Raw genomic sequence first — 18466 nt, 5'->3', positions numbered from 1 at the left:
GGAAGATTTCTCGCGGGCTGCGCCCGCGAGAAATCTTCCAACTGCGTAAGTCCTATGGGTGTTGGCGGGGTGATCGGCTGCAATTTAGTGAAACGCGATTTGCAAAATAGACAGATCATCGCTAAAAGTAGACACGCCGCCCTGGCTGCGAACTGCTTGCAGCAAAAGATCGAGATTCGGGATAGTTGCACCACTGGATGCATAGTTAGACAGAGTGTTGATAAACGGATGCAATCCCCAGGTGGGCTGCCCCGCAGAACTGGGCAAGTCATAGATGCCGTCGCTGAAGATATACAGCAGGCTGCCGGGGGGAATGGTGCAGCGATCGCTCTCAAAAACCGTATCGGGCATCATGCCAATTGGCACCCGACGCATCCCCAGCAGACAGGTTTCAGGCGGTTTATCGGGCTGGGGCAGCAGTCGTCCCGGCATCAGCACGGCGGGTGGATGGCCGGCGCAGGCGTAGGTGAGCTGCCGCTTGACCCTGTTGTACACGCCATACCAGATGGTGAAGTACTTGTCGTGCTGGCTATCCATTTGAAACGCTTCGTTCAGCGCCCGCAGCACAACGTGGGGCTGGTAAAAGTTGACATTGGGCAACGACTGCGATCGCAGCAGGTTTAGCACCGTAATCGACGGCAGCGCCGCGCCCAGTCCGTGCCCCGACACATCCAGCAAATACATCGCCAGATAGTCTGGGTCGAGCCAAAAATAGTCAAAACAGTCGCCCCCAAGCTGGCTGGAGGGAATAAAGCGGCTGTCGATTTCAATGTCGCCCGTCAGTGGAGCCGGGAGGAGCGATCGCACGTAGGAGGCGGCTTCCGATAGCTCCTTTTCGAGCAGGCGCTTTTGGGTTTGCAAATCTTCACTCAGCGAGTGCAGCCGCAGCCCCGCCCGCACCCGCGCCTGAAGCTCATTAATTTCAATCGGTTTCGCCAAAAAGTCATCTGCGCCCGTATCCAAGCCCTGAATTCGATCTTCCACAGCGCTCTGGGCAGTGAGTAAGATGAAGAAAGTAGTGGACAGATCTGGATTTGCCTTGACCCGGCGGCAGACTTCTAGCCCGTCCAATCCTGGCATCACCCAATCCGACACGATCAGCGCCGGCCGCAGCTTCTCGGCTAGCGCCAGCCCAGTCTCCCCATCATCTGCGATCGCAACCTCATATCCTTGGGATTGCAGCGCTTTTTTCAGCACCGTTTGAATAATTGAGTCGTCGTCGATGATAAGAATCTGCGGCATGGGAAGACTAGGGCTAGAGCAATGACACCTTGACGATAGTTATTAAGATAAGCGTTTATGTCGTCCTCTTCCGGCTTCACCTCCCAAGAGACGAGGATTTCCTGCGAAGTCTCACCCACTCGATCGGCTCCTCGATCGACTCAGTTGACCATGCTCCGGAGCGAGCAGATCCGGGTCGATACGCAGCTTAATGAGCTAAATCATGTCTTGGCCTGGTTTGACGGCCTGCGATGCGCGGGTATTCCAGAGCTAGTCTGGCTGCAATGTCAGCTTGCGCTGGCCGAAGGCTTTACCAATGCCGTCCGCCATGCCCATCGCAACCGTTCGCCAGACACCCCGATCGAAATTAGCGTCACGATTTTCAAAGAGTTTCTAGAAATCCAGATTTGGGACTGTGGCCCGACATTTAATTTGCGAAAAATGCTGGAAGCGATTCCAGATGAGGTAGACCGGGGTGCCGCAGGCGGTCGGGGTCTGCTGCTGATGAAAAAAACAGCAGATGTCCTAGATTATCGGCGATCGCCCGATCAGCGGAACTGCCTCCTTTTTGTGAAACATTACACCCGGCAAGATTTAGCCAGACCAGACTAGAGCAGCCTCAACGTATCAGTTCCCCAGTACCGTATGAGTGACCTTCCCGCAATGCGCGATCTCCCAGCGCCGTATGGTCTGGTGCTGACGACGGCTGCTTCTCGCACCGAAGCAGAGGCGATCGCCCGCGCCCTAGCCGCCGAACGGCTGGCGGCCTGCGTCAGCCTGTTTCCCGTCCATTCGGTCTACACCTGGCAGGATACCTTGGAGCAGCAAGACGAGTGGCAGCTTGTGATCAAGACTGACCTAACCCTGTTTCCAGCCCTCGAAACCAAAATCCGGGAACTCCACAGCTACGACGTTCCCGAAATCATCGCGCTGCCGATCGCAGCCGGATCAGCAGACTATCTCAACTGGTTAGGAGCATCAGTTAGCTCCCTGTCGCCCCTATCGAGGGTCAGCCTTCAAAATCAGGACGACAAGGCAGAACGCTAAAACTTTAGACCACGAAAAGCGAAGACCACGAAAAGCTCAGAACACGAAAAGCTCAGAACACTAAAAGCTCAGAACACCATGCAGGGCGCTGAGCGCAGTTTGTCTAGCCTTGGGAAAACCAGAGGAATGCGATAAACTGAAGGACAAGTGCCCAAAGCTTTGTGTACACGGCAATGGCGGTTCATCGGCACCATCATCAGCGCTGCATCGGCGGTCTATAGTCGTTGCAGTGTGTGTGAGTGCAGGTGCGTCTCTAGCGCTCTCTGGCTCTGATACTGATTAGACAGAACTCAATGGCATTTTCTTCATCGGTTGCGGTTCGAGAACTCCCCCTCTTCCCCCTTTCAGAGGTTGTTCTGTTTCCGGGGCGGCGACTCCCCCTCCACATTTTTGAATTCCGCTACCGAATTATGATGAACACGATCCTCCAGAGCGATCGCCGCTTTGGAGTGCTGATGGTCGATCCTGCGGATGGTCGCGTCGCGAGCGTGGGATGCTGCGCTGAAATCACCAACTTCCACCGGATGCCCGACGACCGCATGAAGATTATGACCGTGGGGCAACAGCGCTTTCGAGTGTTGGATTATGTGCGCGAAAAGCCCTATCACGTTGGTCTAGTCGAGTGGATCGAAGACCATCCCACCGAGCGAAACCTCCACTCTCTTAGCATTGAGGTCGATCAGCTCTTGCGAGACGTAGTGCGGCTCTCTGCGAAGCTGACCAATCAGGAAATCGAAGTGCCCGACGATATTCCAGATTTGCCGCTGGAACTGTCTTACTGGGTCGCCAGCAATCTATACGGCGTAGCCCAGGAGCAGCAGGCATTGCTAGAACTGCAAGACACGGCGGCTCGTCTGGAGCGAGAAGCGGAGATTTTGACTTCTACTCGCAGCCACCTTGCCGCCCGGACTGCGTTGAAGGATGCCCTGCGCTTCGATGGCTAGGCCAGTTTCGGGTTAGCGCTTTCGGGTCTGCCAGCTTTATCTCGACTCGATTGTTTGCCTCGCTGAACGCTCAAAGTTTAAAGCTCAAACCCTATTCAGCCCCAAATACACCACCTCAGGCAAGATCGGGATTGGCCAAGCTAATCTAGCAAGCCAATCTAGCAAGCCAATCTAGCAATAGAATAGCTGCCCAGCAGTTTCAGGGTCTCGGTGTGCTGGGTTAGCTCTTGGAGAGCCTGCTGAACCGTTGGATCGCCTGCACTGGCTTCGATGTCAATAAAAAAGACGTAATCTCCGAGCGATCGCTTGCTGGGTCTAGACTCGATGCGGCTCAGGTTTAGGTTGCGGGTCGCAAAGACCTGGAGCGGCGTGACCAGTGCGCCAGGGATGTTGGCAGGGACGCTGAAGGCCAGGGAGGTATGGGTGCCGCCGGGGGATGGCGTTACTCCCAAGACCCAAAAGCGAGTGCAGTTGTCGGGATAGTCGTTGATCGGGTAGCTCAGCACGGGTAAATTGTAGAGCTTGGCGGCGCGGCGAGAGGCGATCGCCCCCGACTGGGGTTCTTGCTCCAGTTTGTGGAGCGCTTCGGCATTAGAGCTAGCAGGGATCAACCGCACCTCTGGCAGCATCCGTTCCAGCCAGCCCTGACACTGGGCGAGGGCCTGCGGATGTGCATACACCGTTTGCACGGATGCCAGATCGGGGGCGCGGGAGATGAGCGCGTGGTCAATCGGCAGCACGATCGCCCGCTGGATCTGCAAGGAATTCATCTGCCAGAGCGTATCCAGCGTGGTAGTCACGCTTCCTTCAATGGAGTTTTCGACTGGCACGACCGAAAGCTGGGTTTCCCCGCTCTCGGTGGCCCGCAGCGTTTTTGGAATGCTGGAATAGGGACGCAGTTCGCTCGACAGCCCGGCCGTGCTTTCTAGCCATGCGCGACAGGCGATCGCCGCATCTTCGGCATAGGTTCCGGCTGGCCCAAGATGAGCAATCAAGATAGTCATACGCTGTCCAGTAGAAATCTCAGCATTCCCTGTAAAACCTCCGTATACTACCTATAGTCAAGGTAGATTTCTGGGAAAAGCTGTAAAATTTGTTTAAGGGATTGCCAATACGCTTGTTTGCAGCTTCATATTGCTTCAGGATGAACTTAGCTGACGCAGATGAACTCACGAGTCAATCGCCCAGTCTCTCCCCCGGCAAGTGCCCAGTCAAGCGGGAATTTTGGCGATTCCCGAATGGTTCAGGCAGAGTGCTACGCAAGCTCTGGGGTATTGTTTCCAGCGCGGACTGGTGATGCATTGCTCGACTGAAGCGCTGAGCGGTTACGCACTAGCTTTTTGCTACTGAGTCTTTTGTCTTTTTGCAATGGATGGTTAAGCAGGCGGCAAGGTCACTCAGTTTTCATGTCCCCTGCCCTGCAATTTAATTTTTTCTCCTCACGCTATCTGACATGCAGACTCGTTTCTCCGCCTCTCAATCGGTCGAACTCAAGGTTCCTGAGCAGCCGATTCCAATTCAGCACTATTTGCGTCAGCCCCATCGGTTGATCACGGCGCTGGTTGACCCTAGCCGGGTTGAAGCACTAGGGGGCGATCGCTTTCGTCTCAAAATGCGCCCGATTACGTTCCTCACGCTCAGCCTCCAGCCCACGGTGGATATTGACATCTGGAATGACGCAGAAGGCGGCATTACGCTGCGGTCGGCGGGCAGCGAGATTTTGGGTGTGGACTACATCAATGAGCGGTTTCATCTCGATCTGCTGGGGCAACTGATGCCTGTGCAAACTCGCTATGGAACTCGGCTGCTGGGTCAAGCGAATTTGCAGGTCGAGGTCGGGCTGCCGCCTGCGCTCTGGGTCACGCCCCGCCCCTTGCTGGAGGCAACTGGAAACGGGCTGCTGCGGAGCGTTTTGGGCACGATCAAGCAGCGGCTCATGCATCAGCTTTTGGTGGACTATGAAAACTGGGTCAGGGCGCAACTCGCAGAACCAGCCCGCGCTCCACTTTCCTTCGCACCAGATTTAGCAGCAGACTAAGCTAGCGACTGCGCTCAGTCCCCAGTTCGGGCGCTCTGTTCCCAAACAGTGCGGCTCAAAAGGAGATCAATCTCAAGAAGATCTCAAGAAGACCTCAAGAAAAGATCTCAAGAGCTGAGATCGATCCTCTGCTGAACTGGCAACGCATCCAACTGACAGGACTTAAAGCTGCGTCGATGCTGGGATGTACAGCCGTAGGTTTGGAGCGCTAGCCGATGGGCTACCGTGCCGTATCCCTTATTGGTGGCTAGGTCGTAGTGGGGATATCGAGCCGAGAGACGGACAATCAGGCGATCGCGCCAAACTTTGGCGAGGATGCTGGCGGCGGCGATCGCCAAACAGGTCTGGTCGCCCTTGATGATCGGCTGCTGGGGAATAGGCAGGTCAGGAATGCGCTGGTTGCCATCCACCAGGCACAGATCTGGCTGCGGGCTGAGGCGGGCGATCGCCCGACGCATGGCCAATAGCGATGCCTGCAAAATATTGAGGCGATCGATTTCCCGCACCGAGGCAAAACCAATCCGGCAATCCATCGCAAGACAACGCACCTGTTCCACCAGGCGATCGCGCTGCACGGGCGACAGGAGCTTGCTGTCCGTCACGCCGAGGGCAGCCAGTTCAGCAGCAGCACTTTCTGGCAAGATCACGGCGGCGGCCACCACTGGCCCAAACAGCGCCCCCCGCCCGACCTCATCCACGCCCGCAATCAGCTCGGCTACCATCTGCCCTCTTCTACATCAGGTACATCAAGTGGCTGGACTAGGAGGCCGACTCGTCGGCTGACACAGACGATCGGCGACGGCGGCGACGACGACTAGGGGCGCTGCTATCCCCAGCCACATCGCCGTCCTCAGGGTCGGGGCTGGCCGGGGCGATCGCGGCTTCGGGGGGCAAGTTTTCTGCATGGGCCACAGGCTCAACGGGCGCAGCCGATTTCAGAATAGGGTCTGGCGTTGGTGCAGATTCATCTTTTTCGAGCAGCGCGGCAGAGAACCCACTGCCATTACCAGAAGTTGCGCCAGGGGTTGTACCAGAAGTTGTGCCAGAAGCCATCGAGTTGGCCCCCTGTCGCCCTTGCCCTGGCAGCGCAACCATCACCACCGTTGTCTTTGGATCTTTCACAGGTTCCGGTGCCAACACCAGCGGCGAAACCCCCATCAGCGCGTAAATCTCTTGCTCCTCTGGGGTCATCTCAACCGTGATCACCTGCTGTGGCTCTGCGGCGGCTCGCTCTCGTCGCCCACGTCCACCCCGCTCCGGCTTTTCTGAGCGCCCTTCCCGCCCCTCTCGCCCCTCTCGGCTCTCTTTCCCTGGGGTTGGCGTGGAGCCGTTCAGCACGGGCAGTTCTTCAAGCGCAACGGGCGCGTCTGTATCCGCCTCAAGGTCGGGCGATCGCCCCCCATTCCCCCGCATCACAGGCTCACCAGAGCGGGGCGGGCGACTGCGGCGGCGGCGGCGACTATCAACTCGGTTGCGGTCTTGATAGCTGGGGTGGTTGGTCAGATCTAGCTCCTGCTGCTCTGCCAGCGCCGGAGAGCCAAAGTCTAACTCCGGAGCGTCCCAAGGCTCCCGCAACTGCACCGCCCGCGACTCATGAGCAGCCGGGAACGTGCGGGGCGCTTCAGCAGGCACAGCCCCCTCTTCGGTATCTCCGGGCAAATGCACCACATGCCCCAACCCGCCGCAGGTCGGACACGCCTTTCCAAACAATTCGTAAATATTTTTCCCCTGGCGCTTCCGGGTCAGTTCTACCAGCCCCAGTTCCGTTAGCTGAGCAATTTGGGGCCGAGCCTTATCAGCCCGCAGCGCCTTATTAAACTGCTCTAAAACCTGGAGTTTGTCTCGGTGGGAATCCATATCGATAAAGTCCACCACAATCACCCCGGCAATGTTGCGAAGCCGGAGCTGGCGGGCAATTTCTGCTGCCGCCTCGCAGTTCGTCCACAGCACGGTTTCTCGCGCCGTTGCAGAGCGGGTAAAGGAGCCAGAGTTCACGTCAATCACCGTCAGCGCTTCGGTGCGCTCGATGATGATGTATCCGCCAGAAGGCAAGTCTACTCGCGGCTTCAGCGCCTCGCGAATCGCCGCATTCACCCGAAAATATTCCAGAATGGGCGTGCGTTCGCGATGGTGGTCAATCAACACGCCGACCGGAGCCTTACCGCCGCTCCAGTTCATCAAATGCTGTTTAACGCGCTTTGCCCCCGTATGGGAGTCCACCACAATGCGATTTACATCAGCGCTGTAGACATCCCGCAGCACCCGCTGAATAAAATCATCATCTCGATTCAGCAAACAGGGCGGACGAGTATTGGCAGCTTCTAGCTGAATAGCTTCCCACTGTTTTTGCAGCGCTTCCAGATCTTCGATAATGGCTTCTTCTGGCACGCCTTCCGCTTCGGTTCGCACCAATAGCCCCATGCCCGCTGGTTTTACCAAAATCGCCAAGGCTCGCAGGCGATTTCGCTCGTTTTCATTGCGAATTCGACGAGACAGATTCACGCCCCGTCCAGAGGGCATCAATACCAGATAGCGTCCGGGCAGGCTGATGTTGCCGGTGAGCCGGGGTCCTTTGTTGCCGGTCGGCTCTTTCATAATTTGCACCAGCACCTTTTGCTGGGGCACGAGCAGTTCGGTGATGGGGGCGGCCGCTTTTTTGAGGCGGAGCGGGCCGAGGTCAGACACATGGATAAAGCCGTTGCGCTCGCTGTCTCCAATGTTCACAAAGGCAGCATCAATCCCCGGCAAGACATTTTCCACAATACCCAAGTAGATGTCGCTGACCTGGTGGCTGCCTGTTGCAACAATTAGCTCTTGAATTTGGTCTCCTGAAAAGACGGCGGCGATTCGATGCTGCTCAGCAATAATAATTTGTTTTGACATTCAAGTTCCTCAGAACGGGGCAACGCAGAGCGAACAGATTCGCGGGATGCGCTTCTGCGGTGATTTTGTGTGTAGATCTGTAAACACGGAAGACCCTGGTATCGGCGAGTAGACGAGGAATGCCCTACTACCCATCGATTCGACAGCGTACTGCTTCTAACTTCTCTGGATGTAAAGACAATTAAAAAGCTGCCTGCCGTTTCAATACCTGGAGCTTTCTGATACCCGGAGCTAGCGCTCGCTAGTGGTCTGTCAACGCTCGACTCATGGGCTGATTGACTCACGAGTTGGCTCACGAACTGCGGATGAGGCAGCAGGTGAGCCTTCAAAAGCTGCCTGACGCAACACTAGTCAAGCTCGATAGAACTGGGTACACCTTCCACTAGAGCCAGGTACCCAATTTGACTCATCTTCAGTCTCAAAACCTGCGGAGGCGAACTCCCTCCCAAACGGTCTGCCTATTAAGCCACGGGCAGCAACATGGGCGCTCAGTTCGCATCAGCGTCTTTTGAAATGCATTATAGCGTGTCGTTAAGATTGTGCTACCAGCCGCTGCACAATTCCTATCACATGGGGAAAGGGATGCAAAATGCTGTGGCTGAGGCTCAAAACGTGCGCTTCTCTGGACATCGGGTATAAAAGCTTCATCTGGGATATCTCGCGAGAATCTCGATGAAACGTATTTAAACCCCATGTCTAATTGTAGACAGATGAATAGAGCTATCTGTTAAAAAACGCACCGTTATGGCCTGGAGGGTGGTGCAGGTGCTGGGTGAAGGACGCTAGAACATGAGGCGATCGCGGTGGCTGTGGAGGAGTTGCATTGGCTGCTGGCTGGCTTGTTCTAGCAGGTGAAGGAGGTGTTCTGGGCGGAGGAGCGTGCCGTCGTTGCGGCAACTGCCGACGTAGCGAACGGCAAAGGATTGGTTGGGGTCAGCCTCTTTCAGGACAGCGGCGATGGATGCCGGATAGCGCTCAGGGGGCAGTAGATCCAGTCCGCTAAGGCGATCGCGCAAGTTGATTCGCTGCACCTTGCCTGATTTTGTGGTTTGGTCGTACCAGAGTTCACGGGCGGTCAAGATTTCTTGCAACCACTGGGCGGGCTGCTGGGGCGAGAGCGTTGGGGGCGCATCAGCGGAGAGTGCGATCGCCAGGGTATATTCTGCCTGGTCAAGCTGCTGGGTGGCGGTGGGGCCGTCGGGGGCGATCGCCTCCACGCCATACAGCGGCACGTCGGGGGGCAGTTGGGCCGATAGTTTTTCCAGAAACTCGGCGGGTTCCAGGATTCGCGTCAGATCGAAATCGACTACCTCGCCCGTGCTAGTAGACCCCAAAGGCAGGGCACTGGCCACCATGATCCGGGGGCTGGGGTGGAAGCCGCCTGTGTAGGCAATCGGCAGAGCGGCTCGACGAATGGCTCGGTCAAACAAGCGCAACAAATCTAAATGACCAATCAGCGCCATGCTGCCCAGTTTGCCGTAGCGCACCCGTAGCCGCTGGGCGCGATGGGTTTCGGGCGTAAAGTGATGCTGGAACTGGGGAATTGGCGGCGGTGGCACAACCACGTTATGTCCAAAGTCTGCCCCGCACACGCCACAGTGGGAGCAACCGTCGAAGGAGCAGTCGGGAACGGTGGCCGCTTCTAGGGCGCGGCGCAGGTCTTCTTGGAGCCAGGTTTTGCTGATGCCTGTGTCGATGTGATCCCAGGGCAGGGGGGCGCTGTAGTCTGGGGTGGGGAGTTCCGAAGCATCGGCGGCGCTATCGAATAGGTTCCATTCGCCGCTTTCGACTTGGCGATATTTCCAGGTGAGTCCGGCTTCGGCGATCGCCTCCGTCCAGGCCGCAAAGGCCCGCTCCAGGCTCTCCCACCAGGAATCTTCGCGAGCGCCCAGTTCCCAGGCGCGACGCACAACGGCCCCCAAGCGGCGATCGCCCCGCCCGACAAAATCCTCCATCGCCGAAATCCGCACATCGGTAAAATTCGCCTTTACCCCACGAATCGTGCGAAATTCCTGCTGCAACAGCCTTTGCTTGCGCTCAAATTCTGCCGTAGACACCGAATGCCACTGAAACGGCGTGTGGGGCTTGGGCGTAAAGTTAGAAATCGTCACATTAAAGCCCAGCGGCTTGCGCCCCTTCAGCCGACACTCCCGCTGGAGCCAGCGCATTGTTTCGGCAATGCCCAGCACGTCGGCATCCGTTTCCCCCGGCAGCCCAATCATGAAATACAGCTTGACCCGATCCCAGCCCTGCTCGTAGGCAGTTTTCACGCCCCGCAGCAGTTCCTCATTGGTTAAGCCTTTATTAATGATGTCGCGCAGCCGCTGTGTCCCCGCCTCTGGCGCAAAGGTCAGCCCGCCCTTGCGCGTGCCGCCGATAATATTGGCAATATTTTCATCAAACCGATCAACCCGCTGGCTGGGCAGGCTGAGGGAAATGTTTTCGTCCTTCAGGCGATTTTTGATTTCCAGCCCCACTGCGGGCAGCGCCAGGTAGTCGGAGCAACTGAGCGACAGCAGCGAAAATTCGTTGTAGCCCGTCGCCCGCATTCCCTGCTCGATGGTTTCAATCACCTGCTCTGGGGCGACATCTCGCGCTGGGCGAGTCAGCATTCCCGGCTGGCAAAAGCGACAGCCCCGCGTGCAGCCCCGGCGAATTTCGACCACTAGGCGATCGTGAACCGTTTCCACGTAGGGCACTAGCCCAATGGAATAGGCGGGCATGGGGGCGGCGACGCGGCGCAGCACCCGCTCCGGCACGTCTGGCCGCAGAGGACGCACGGCCCCATCCGCAGCCATGTCGTAAAACTGCGGCACGTAGACACCGGGAACCTGAGCCAGATCCAGCAGCAGTTCCTCCCGGCTGAGTGCCTGTGCCTTGCCTTCTTGCAGCACCAGCCCAATTTCGGGCAGCAGTTCTTCGCCATCGCCCAGGGCTATGAAGTCGAAAAAGTCGGCGTAGGGTTCGGGGTTGGAAGTGGCGGTCTGTCCGCCCGCAAAAATCAGCGGAAAGCTTCCCTGTTCGACGTTCCAGACCCCAGACTGTTGTCGCTCTTGCCAGGTGAGCGGAATCTGGGCCAGGTTCAGCATTTCCAGGATGTTGGTTGCGCCCAGTTCATAGCTGAGGCTGAAGCCAAGGATGTCGAAGTCGGTCAGGGAACAGCGAGACTCGACAGCAAATAGGGGCGTATGGGATTCCTTGAGCTTGGCGGCCAGGTCTGGGCCGGGCAAATAGGCGCGATCGCACAGTTGTCGAGGCTGCGCGTTGAGAATGCTGTAGAGAATAATGTGGCCCAGGTTGGATGCGCCGACCTCGTATACTTCGGGATAGGTCAACACCCAGCGGATGTCTGCATCCGACCAGGGCTTGTGAACAGCCCCTAGCTCATTGCCCAGGTATCGAGCAGGACGGGCAATGTCGGGGGTGAGCAACTGCTCAAGGGCGATCGCCACAGAAAACCAGCCTCGCTAAACTAAATCCCTACCCACCCAGTATACGAGGACGACGCGAGTCTAGCAGGGCTACGCGGCGAGCAGCACCTTGGGCAAGAGCAAAAGGAGACGAGGGCAAAACCGATGGCGAACCCGATGGGGCATAGTGATGTTTGTCTGGCTCAAGATGCGAGAGACACTTCGTAGTCAGCCCGGCTCTCGAACAGGGTAAATGCCCGGTCGAGCTGTGTCACTTCAAAGATGATGCGGATAGAGGGCGAAACCCCGCAGATGCCAAATCGCTTTTGGTGCTGGTGAGCGGCGGTTTGTGCCGAAATCAGCACCATCAGCCCTGCGCTGTCGAGCGTTTCTACCTGGCTAAGATCGACCAGCACGGACGAACAATCTGACGCAAGAAGCGTTGCCAACTGTCGTTGAAACAGAGCTGCGTTTGAGGCATTGAGCGCCCCCACAGGCTCTACAACCGTCGTTGAAGCGGAACCGACTGGCGAAAATTCAGAGAGCAGAGATTCTGATAATAAGGTTTGCATCACAAGCTAATTTCACCCCGACAAGAGATAAATAGGAATTAGAGTTGAACCGCGTTTAGGATTTAGGGTTCAGAGTTTAGGCTGAGTTGAATCCTACCGACTGAGTTGAATCCTACCGAACGAAAATCGAATGGAAAGTCTGGCTTGGCAAGGGCTTGATCCGCCTGCCCTGACTAAATCCCAACAGTACACGGACACGTTGAGCCTCAAAACTGATACCGAGCGGGAACACAAACCGTGATCCCTGAAAAATAGTTCGTTCAACAGGTTCCGTGCCAGCCTATTTCCGTGTATTCGCGGAATCTTTAAAGGCAATCCGCTCTTCTATAAAGATTTAAATAAGTGTTCCTACGAGTGCGGCTTTCTACAAATTGCGCTAGCATCTACCCTCACATCGCACTGAGAACAGTCGGCGCTGCGATCGCCCCCGGAATATCCCACAAGCCTGAGATTTGCCCAGCGAGCCGAAGCGAAGCAAAGCAGTTTTGGCGATTTGGCTCAAGGCTGATGTCGCCCCTGAATGGATTCAACTTTCTGAACCGTCTGCAACCCTTCACTCCCGTTTCCGCCCAGCCTTGGTGATTTAGGTCACAAAAATTACCTGTTTTAAATCACTTGTTTCGCTCGGTGGAGATCACTTCTGTTCCCGAAGAAGCGAACGACAATTTAACCAGTGTGAGATGCCCCAAACATTGCGGTGAAGAATGCAATGAAGACTACCCATGTGATTCGTCAACTGGTTGCCAAAGCCCTCTATATCAAGCAGTTGACCCCTGACATTGAGAACGAAATCAACTATGAACTGACCCGACTAGGTTACATTTCAGACGCAGACTATGAAGCTCTAGAACTGCTGATGTCTGAGATGGATGCGGGCCGTGTGCGCCTAGTGCCCAGTCCATAGGGGTTAGCTGCATTTCTTCTCCGAAGACTCGAAGATTGTAGGATAGGCAGCCCAAAGTCTTTGTGTCAAAGAATGCAAAGGATTTTGAATGGGGCGATCGCCCTCAGCGGCAGGCTTGAGCGAGTGCAGCGCTGACCACAGCGGAATTAGCTCGACATCCAGCGCATGGCGCATAAGTGCAGTAGGCAAGAGCAGATCCGCCCCTTCGCGCAGATCGATCATGCTGTGGATTCTCTCTGATTCTAGCGATCGCCCAAGCGGGGGGATAGAGCTAGCCAGAGCGCTCACGTCGCAGGCTACGGATTGCTCCTCAGAGAGCAGCGTGACCAAAAGCAGCGGCCGTAGCCAGCAGACCGGGCGAGTTTCAGAAAGCTGGATCACCTCTGCATAAAGGCGGACTTCTTCATGTTCGATGCAGACGATTTCACTGGGATGAAACGTAGAAGCTGAATCCATGAATGACTCTAGTTGGCGATCGCCCCCGAATAGCCGTTTACCTGGACGATGAGTTGCAGATTGCTCAGCCGCCAAAGATCTCACATAGGCAGGGAAGCGCTGGCTCGATGGAGACTTGATGCCGACTGACCTTCTTCTATCTTATAAATTGGGTTATCTAAATTGGGTTATCAAGTGGGCAGGGCACTGCTCCAGACTTTTACACCGAGAGTGCTGCTTCGATGGAGCATCTAGCGGAGATTGAGAACTGCGAAGGCTGAGAACTGCGAAAGTATCTTTTTGGAGCGCGGAGTTCTGGCAACTCGACACTCCAAGGTGTTGATATTCTCTTGACCTGGGATGCGTTCAATGTCAGTTTTTTGTAGGGTTGAGTGTTGAGCAACATTTAGAAATATGAATTCGCGCTAAGGTATTGATCGAAGCGCCATTTCAGACGGGCGATCGCCCACAGAGAGCAAGCCAATGCATGACATGATGCCCGCTTGCTGCATCCTGCTGAATAGACCAGGCTGGATGAACAAGCTGAAGCACACCCATCTACCCGTATGGATCTACTAGATTTATCTACTAGATACATCCACAGGCGGAACTGTGTACTTGTGAGGCATCTCTCTGGCGTGTCTTCAGGCGCTTCATAAGACTTGTTAAGCTGTCACTACAGGTTTGCACTGGCGTAATTCAGGCAAGTGTGTCGTGACTGCATCTCTATGACCGCAATATGACCGCACCTGCTACGTTGCTGTACTTTTCAGAAAAAGAGGATTAGAACTGTGGCTGTCGAGACTATTGAACAGCGTTCAACCTCCCGAAAGCTAGCTCCCCGCTATCGCGTGTTGCTGCACAACGACGATTTCAACTCGATGGAATACGTCGTTCAAACGCTGATGAAAACTGTGCCCAACCTTACGGTTCCGCAGGCCATCAACATCATGATGGAAGCGCACACCAACGGCGTTGCCCTAGTGATCACCTGCGCCCAGGAACACGCCGAGTTTTACTGCGAAACGCTAAAAAGCCACGGACTGACCAGCACAATCGAGCCAGATGAATAGTGCCTGGATGGTACTCCAGACTCCATAACCCGGCTTAGTAACCCAGACCAGTAGCCTAGACCAATACCCCAGACCATTCGCCTTGCCATCATGCTTGGAGTTTTTCAACACAGTGAGTTGCGGATTGAGCTAAATGCCTCCGAAGCCGCAATTCGAGATAGCTTGCTGCGTCCTGCGGAATTTCGTCAGTGGCTTGGGCCGCAGACCTTTTCGCCCGATCTGGGCGATCGCCTGGAACCGGGAATGCAGTTCACAGGCTGGCTAGGGCCGATTGCCATCCGGCATCAGGTCGATGTGCTGGATTCCAACAGTCTGCGGCTGCTGCTCAGTCAGGGCGTGGACGGATTTCACCAGTGGTATTGGGGCGAGGGCTGGGTGCAGTCGTCTTTGGAGGGTATCTCGCTGCTGCCGCTGAATCTGGGGCAGACTGTGAGCCTGATGCGGCTGCGGCAATACCTCACCCGCCAGAGTCAGTCCTAAGCATGGTGTGGATTGAACGGGTTAAGCCAGCAAGGTTTGGGAGGAGACACTGACCCGTGGCATTAAAAGCCCGCTTCGGGACTAATGGGATAATCGCCAGACACTTCTGGAGCGCTGGACGGCTTTTGCACCCGCAGGCGCACTGAGTCGGCGTGGGATGGCAGTCCCTCGGCCATCGCCAGGGTGTCAACCGCTGTCGCCATTTCCTGAAGCGCAGCCGGGGAGTACTGAATCAGGCTGGAATGCTTGATAAAGGTTTCTACGCTGAGTGCGGAGGCGTAGCGAGCCGCGCCAGAGGTGGGCAAGGTGTGGTTTGGGCCGGCAAGATAGTCGCCCACGGCTTCGGGGGTCGAGTGACCGAGGAAAATGGCTCCGGCGTGGCGAATTTTTTCCAGCAGCACCCAGGGATCGGCGATCTGAAGCTCCAAATGCTCCGGCGCAAACTCGTTGGAAAGTTCTGCCGCCTGAGCTAAAGAATCAACCAAAATCACAAGACCGTAGTGGGCGATCGCCTTTTCGGTCAGCAGGCGACGGGGATGGTTGATCAGCATCCGCTCCACCTCCGCCACGACCTTGTGGGCCAGCGTCGCGTCTGTGGTCAGCAAAATTGCCGCCGCCAGCGAGTCGTGTTCTGCCTGGGCCAGCATATCGGCGGCGACGTGGGTGGGATTGGCCGTGTGGTCGGCAATGATCAGCACCTCCGATGGCCCTGCCAGGGAGTCGATCCCTACCGTCCCGTAGACCAGTTTTTTCGCCAGGGTAACGTAGATATTGCCTGGGCCGGTGATCACGTCCACTTTGGGAATAGTGTCTGTGCCGTAGGCCAGTGCGGCGATCGCCTGCGCCCCGCCCACTCGATAGATTTCCTGCACCCCCACCTCTTGAGCCGCCACCAAGATTGCCGGATTCACGCTTTTATCTGGGCGCGGCGGGGTTGCTATCACGATGCGCTCTACGCCTGCCACCTTTGCCGGGGTCGCGTTCATAATCACCGTGCTGGGGTAGGCAGCCTGCCCACCGGGCACATACAGCCCTGCCCGATCGACGGGCGTATAGCGCTTGCCTAGGACGATTTCTGGATCTTCAAACTGCACCCAGCTTTTGGGAACGCGCTGCCGATGAAAGGCCTCCACCCGCTTGCAGGAAATGCGAATGGCATCGAGCAGGTCTTTGGAAACTTGCTGGTAGGCTGCGTCTAGCTCGGAGCCGCTGACTCGAAGTTCTTCGGGCTTTAGGGATACTTGGTCGAACTCTTCGGCATAGTGCAGAACAGCGCGATCGCCCTGCCGCCTCACTGCCTGGAGCACCTGCTGAACCGTTGCCTCCTTATGGAGGATTTGCTCATCGTGGGTGCGATCGCAAATTCGCCGCAGCTCCGTTGAGGCTTCAGACCGTTGATTGATAATTCGCAGCATTGCCACAGTGAGGTGAGAGACGCCAGTCCGGGAGTGCCCCGTCTACTCAAAGGTCGAACTCAAAAACCGAATCCATTCCCAGAAGCCTTCAACTCTGCCGCTCGTTGGAGGAAAACCGGACTGCCATTGAGTGCCTATGGGTACGACCTATCTCTAGATTAGCGGGATTTTTAGCGGATTAGTGTAGCCGTGAGCTAGATTTATAGGGAGTGGTTCTAGCATATTGGTGAGTTATTCGCTAGAATAGGTAGCTGCCGAAATTTTGTAGCCTTTACCCAATAGAGACAAACTGTGGCAAATATTAAGTCTGCGATTAAGCGGGTTCAGATTGCAGAGCGCAACCGACTGCACAATAAATCTTACAAGTCTGCGGTGAAGACCCTGATGAAGCGATATTTCACCACGGTCAATGAATATGCGGCCAACCCAACGCCGGAGCTAGAGAAAGAAGTGGGCGATCGCCTAGCGGCCGCCTACAGCAAAATTGACAAAGCAGTGAAGCGGGGCGTGATTCACCCCAACACCGGGGCACGGCGGAAGGCTCGGCTGGCCAAGGCGTTAAAGTCTCAAACGGAGACAGCCGCAAAAGCTTAGATGAAGCTTGGATGAAGCTTAGATCTAGGTTGCTCGAACCTGCCCAGGGTGCCCCGCCATGCGAGCCGGTAGTGGTTTGTGGGTGAGCTTTTAGGGCATGGGCAAGTTTAGATCGGATTGGCCAAGTCTAGGCCAGCCCCCTGCCAAGTCCGAACGCATCACATCTCACATCTAGCCCTTTCTTGTCGGCCCTAGCGGGTGGCTCCATCACTGTGACCCAACTTCCTCCGCTCATCGACACCCACGTTCATCTCAACTTTGAGAGCTTTCAGCCCGATTTGCTGGAGGTGGCTCAGGGCTGGCGGGCGGCAGGTGTGGTGCAGTTGGTTCACTCTTGCGTTGAGCCTGCCGAGTTTGACGCAATTCGGGCGATCGCCGATCAGTTTCCAGAGATTTCCTTCGCGGTCGGGTTGCACCCGCTGGATGCCGATCGGTGGACTGCGACGATGGCTGACGAAATTCTCACTCTGGCCCGCTCGGATCATCGAGTCGTAGCGATTGGCGAAATGGGGCTGGATTTTTACAAGGCGGATAATCGGGCGCTTCAGTTCGAGGTGTTCGAGGCTCAGATCCGGATTGCGCGAGCGTTGGATTTGCCGATCATCATCCACTGCCGGGATGCAGCGGCTGAAATGGCGGCGAGCCTGCGCCAGATCTGGGCGGTGGATGGGCCCGTTCACGGCGTGATGCACTGCTGGAGCGGCACCCCAGAGGAAACCGACTGGTTTCTAGAATTGGGGTTCTATATCAGCTTTAGCGGCATTGTCACCTTCAAGAACGCGAGCCAGGTACAGGCTTCGGCTCAGCGAGTTCCGGGCGATCGCCTCCTCGTCGAAACCGACTGTCCATTTCTGACCCCCGTTCCCAAGCGGGGCGAACGGCGCAATCAACCTGCCTATGTCCGCTATGTGGCGGAGCGTGTGGCAGAATTGCGGGGAGAATCCCTGGAGGCGATCGCTCACCAGACAACCCAGAATGCCCGTCGCCTGTTCCGGCTCGACGTTCCAGCCTCAGATCCCGTGTGGGCATCTCCGGATCGGCTGCCGTCCCTGTCTTCACCCTGAATGTCCTAGCGACAATTCTTAGCGTGTTGCAGATTCCATCCCGCTAGCAGCCCTAGCAAAAGTTTGTCAAGAGGGATTTGCGAAAAACTGGACACGGATTAGGCGACATGCGTCATAATCTTATAGGGGTTGCGTATAGCATCGCAGGGTTGCTGATGGTGTGCGGCTCCGCTGCTCCAGACTCAGCGCCGTTTCTTGGCTCCCTTGCCACTTTGCTGACAATCGGTTAGATTCAGATTTCTTATATAAATGCTTCTCTATTTTTCTTTCTGCCGATATGCCCTCTGGCGCAACTCTCTCATCCACGGGTTGCATTGCCCCTAGCGGCGACCCTCCCAACTTCGCTCACCTGCCCTTCCGCTAGCCCGCCCAGCTTAGCTCATTCA

Annotated in this window: 17 protein-coding genes; 9 read left to right on the top strand and 8 right to left on the bottom strand. The window is 56.2% G+C overall.

Annotated features, from left to right (window positions below; translation table 11 throughout):
- Nucleotides 1–84 precede the first annotated feature (84 nt).
- A complete protein-coding gene (locus tag HNI00_RS08940; protein ID WP_316792594.1) occupies nt 85–1242 on the bottom strand; it encodes a PP2C family protein-serine/threonine phosphatase in 1158 nt (385 codons plus the stop codon).
- Nucleotides 1243–1299: 57 nt separating this feature from the next.
- Here HNI00_RS08940 and HNI00_RS08935 point away from each other — a divergent pair, with 57 nt between their 5' ends.
- The 3 genes from HNI00_RS08935 to HNI00_RS08925 all read left to right on the top strand — a co-directional run bounded on the left by HNI00_RS08935 (nt 1300) and on the right by HNI00_RS08925 (nt 3212).
- Entirely contained in the window at nt 1300–1833 is a 534-nt protein-coding gene (locus HNI00_RS08935; RefSeq protein WP_316792592.1) for an ATP-binding protein, read from the top strand.
- 33 nt (nt 1834–1866) lie between these two features.
- Nucleotides 1867–2268 (top strand): divalent-cation tolerance protein CutA, encoded by a 402-nt coding sequence (gene cutA / locus HNI00_RS08930; protein WP_316792590.1) that lies wholly within the window; start codon nt 1867–1869, stop codon nt 2266–2268.
- 293 nt (nt 2269–2561) lie between these two features.
- Nucleotides 2562–3212 (top strand): LON peptidase substrate-binding domain-containing protein, encoded by a 651-nt coding sequence (locus HNI00_RS08925; protein WP_068511235.1) that lies wholly within the window; start codon nt 2562–2564, stop codon nt 3210–3212.
- A gap of 158 nt (nt 3213–3370) precedes the next feature.
- Here HNI00_RS08925 and pheA read toward each other — a convergent pair whose 3' ends face one another.
- Nucleotides 3371–4216 (bottom strand): prephenate dehydratase, encoded by an 846-nt coding sequence (pheA, locus tag HNI00_RS08920; RefSeq protein WP_316792588.1) that lies wholly within the window; start codon nt 4214–4216, stop codon nt 3371–3373.
- Between the two features lie 449 nt (nt 4217–4665).
- Between pheA and HNI00_RS08915 the strand changes: the two genes are divergently transcribed.
- Entirely contained in the window at nt 4666–5250 is a 585-nt protein-coding gene (locus HNI00_RS08915) for a DUF1997 domain-containing protein (RefSeq protein ID WP_316792586.1), read from the top strand.
- A 107-nt stretch (nt 5251–5357) separates the two neighbouring features.
- Here HNI00_RS08915 and HNI00_RS08910 read toward each other — a convergent pair whose 3' ends face one another.
- The 4 genes from HNI00_RS08910 to HNI00_RS08895 all read right to left on the bottom strand — a co-directional run bounded on the left by HNI00_RS08910 (nt 5358) and on the right by HNI00_RS08895 (nt 12115).
- Nucleotides 5358–5972 (bottom strand): ribonuclease HII, encoded by a 615-nt coding sequence (locus tag HNI00_RS08910; RefSeq protein ID WP_316792584.1) that lies wholly within the window; start codon nt 5970–5972, stop codon nt 5358–5360.
- A gap of 37 nt (nt 5973–6009) precedes the next feature.
- Nucleotides 6010–8133 (bottom strand): ribonuclease E, encoded by a 2124-nt coding sequence (rne, locus tag HNI00_RS08905; RefSeq protein WP_316792582.1) that lies wholly within the window; start codon nt 8131–8133, stop codon nt 6010–6012.
- Between the two features lie 782 nt (nt 8134–8915).
- On the bottom strand, nt 8916–11585 hold the full coding sequence (locus tag HNI00_RS08900) for a TIGR03960 family B12-binding radical SAM protein (protein ID WP_316792580.1): 2670 nt from the start codon (nt 11583–11585) through the stop codon (nt 8916–8918).
- A gap of 161 nt (nt 11586–11746) precedes the next feature.
- Entirely contained in the window at nt 11747–12115 is a 369-nt protein-coding gene (locus HNI00_RS08895; protein ID WP_084782602.1) for an STAS domain-containing protein, read from the bottom strand.
- 709 nt (nt 12116–12824) lie between these two features.
- Between HNI00_RS08895 and HNI00_RS08890 the strand changes: the two genes are divergently transcribed.
- Entirely contained in the window at nt 12825–13019 is a 195-nt protein-coding gene (locus tag HNI00_RS08890; protein WP_068511224.1) for a hypothetical protein, read from the top strand.
- 3 nt (nt 13020–13022) lie between these two features.
- Here HNI00_RS08890 and HNI00_RS08885 read toward each other — a convergent pair whose 3' ends face one another.
- Complete coding sequence (locus HNI00_RS08885; RefSeq protein ID WP_316792577.1) at nt 13023–13475, bottom strand: hypothetical protein; 453 nt, start codon at nt 13473–13475, stop codon at nt 13023–13025.
- A 770-nt stretch (nt 13476–14245) separates the two neighbouring features.
- Between HNI00_RS08885 and clpS the strand changes: the two genes are divergently transcribed.
- Nucleotides 14246–14527, top strand: a complete 282-nt coding sequence (gene clpS, locus HNI00_RS08880) for an ATP-dependent Clp protease adapter ClpS (protein ID WP_068511220.1) — start codon at nt 14246–14248, stop codon at nt 14525–14527.
- 90 nt (nt 14528–14617) lie between these two features.
- Nucleotides 14618–15007 (top strand): hypothetical protein, encoded by a 390-nt coding sequence (locus HNI00_RS08875; protein ID WP_316792575.1) that lies wholly within the window; start codon nt 14618–14620, stop codon nt 15005–15007.
- A gap of 62 nt (nt 15008–15069) precedes the next feature.
- Here the strand turns inward: HNI00_RS08875 and hisD are convergent, their stop codons facing one another.
- The gene (gene hisD, locus HNI00_RS08870; protein ID WP_316792573.1) at nt 15070–16422 is read right to left on the bottom strand and encodes a histidinol dehydrogenase; all 1353 of its coding nucleotides are present in this window, start codon (nt 16420–16422) and stop codon (nt 15070–15072) included.
- 291 nt (nt 16423–16713) lie between these two features.
- Between hisD and rpsT the strand changes: the two genes are divergently transcribed.
- On the top strand, nt 16714–17016 hold the full coding sequence (gene rpsT, locus HNI00_RS08865; RefSeq protein ID WP_068511214.1) for a 30S ribosomal protein S20: 303 nt from the start codon (nt 16714–16716) through the stop codon (nt 17014–17016).
- Between the two features lie 212 nt (nt 17017–17228).
- Nucleotides 17229–18080, top strand: coding sequence for a TatD family hydrolase (locus tag HNI00_RS08860; RefSeq protein WP_316792571.1), 852 nt, complete (start codon nt 17229–17231; stop codon nt 18078–18080).
- Nucleotides 18081–18466: the final 386 nt, after the last annotated feature.

The organism is Thermoleptolyngbya oregonensis NK1-22, from assembly GCF_032705245.1.
In the GTDB taxonomy this organism is placed as follows: Bacteria; Cyanobacteriota; Cyanobacteriia; order Elainellales; family Elainellaceae; genus Thermoleptolyngbya; species Thermoleptolyngbya sichuanensis.
Note: the sequence above shows the minus strand (reverse complement) of the source record. Positions and strands in the feature narration are given on the sequence as shown.

Bases quoted from the DNA above. Each gene is read 5' to 3' on its own strand.
- HNI00_RS08940 (WP_316792594.1), bottom strand. From the start codon at position 1,242: ATGCCGCAGATTCTTATCATCGACGACGACTCAATTATTCAAACGGTG.
- HNI00_RS08935 (WP_316792592.1), top strand. From the start codon at position 1,300: ATGTCGTCCTCTTCCGGCTTCACCTCCCAAGAGACGAGGATTTCCTGC.
- cutA (WP_316792590.1), top strand. From the start codon at position 1,867: ATGAGTGACCTTCCCGCAATGCGCGATCTCCCAGCGCCGTATGGTCTG.
- HNI00_RS08925 (WP_068511235.1), top strand. From the start codon at position 2,562: ATGGCATTTTCTTCATCGGTTGCGGTTCGAGAACTCCCCCTCTTCCCC.
- pheA (WP_316792588.1), bottom strand. From the start codon at position 4,216: ATGACTATCTTGATTGCTCATCTTGGGCCAGCCGGAACCTATGCCGAA.
- HNI00_RS08915 (WP_316792586.1), top strand. From the start codon at position 4,666: ATGCAGACTCGTTTCTCCGCCTCTCAATCGGTCGAACTCAAGGTTCCT.
- HNI00_RS08910 (WP_316792584.1), bottom strand. From the start codon at position 5,972: ATGGTAGCCGAGCTGATTGCGGGCGTGGATGAGGTCGGGCGGGGGGCG.
- rne (WP_316792582.1), bottom strand. From the start codon at position 8,133: ATGTCAAAACAAATTATTATTGCTGAGCAGCATCGAATCGCCGCCGTC.
- HNI00_RS08895 (WP_084782602.1), bottom strand. From the start codon at position 12,115: ATGCAAACCTTATTATCAGAATCTCTGCTCTCTGAATTTTCGCCAGTC.
- HNI00_RS08890 (WP_068511224.1), top strand. From the start codon at position 12,825: ATGAAGACTACCCATGTGATTCGTCAACTGGTTGCCAAAGCCCTCTAT.
- HNI00_RS08885 (WP_316792577.1), bottom strand. From the start codon at position 13,475: ATGGATTCAGCTTCTACGTTTCATCCCAGTGAAATCGTCTGCATCGAA.
- HNI00_RS08875 (WP_316792575.1), top strand. From the start codon at position 14,618: ATGCTTGGAGTTTTTCAACACAGTGAGTTGCGGATTGAGCTAAATGCC.
- hisD (WP_316792573.1), bottom strand. From the start codon at position 16,422: ATGCTGCGAATTATCAATCAACGGTCTGAAGCCTCAACGGAGCTGCGG.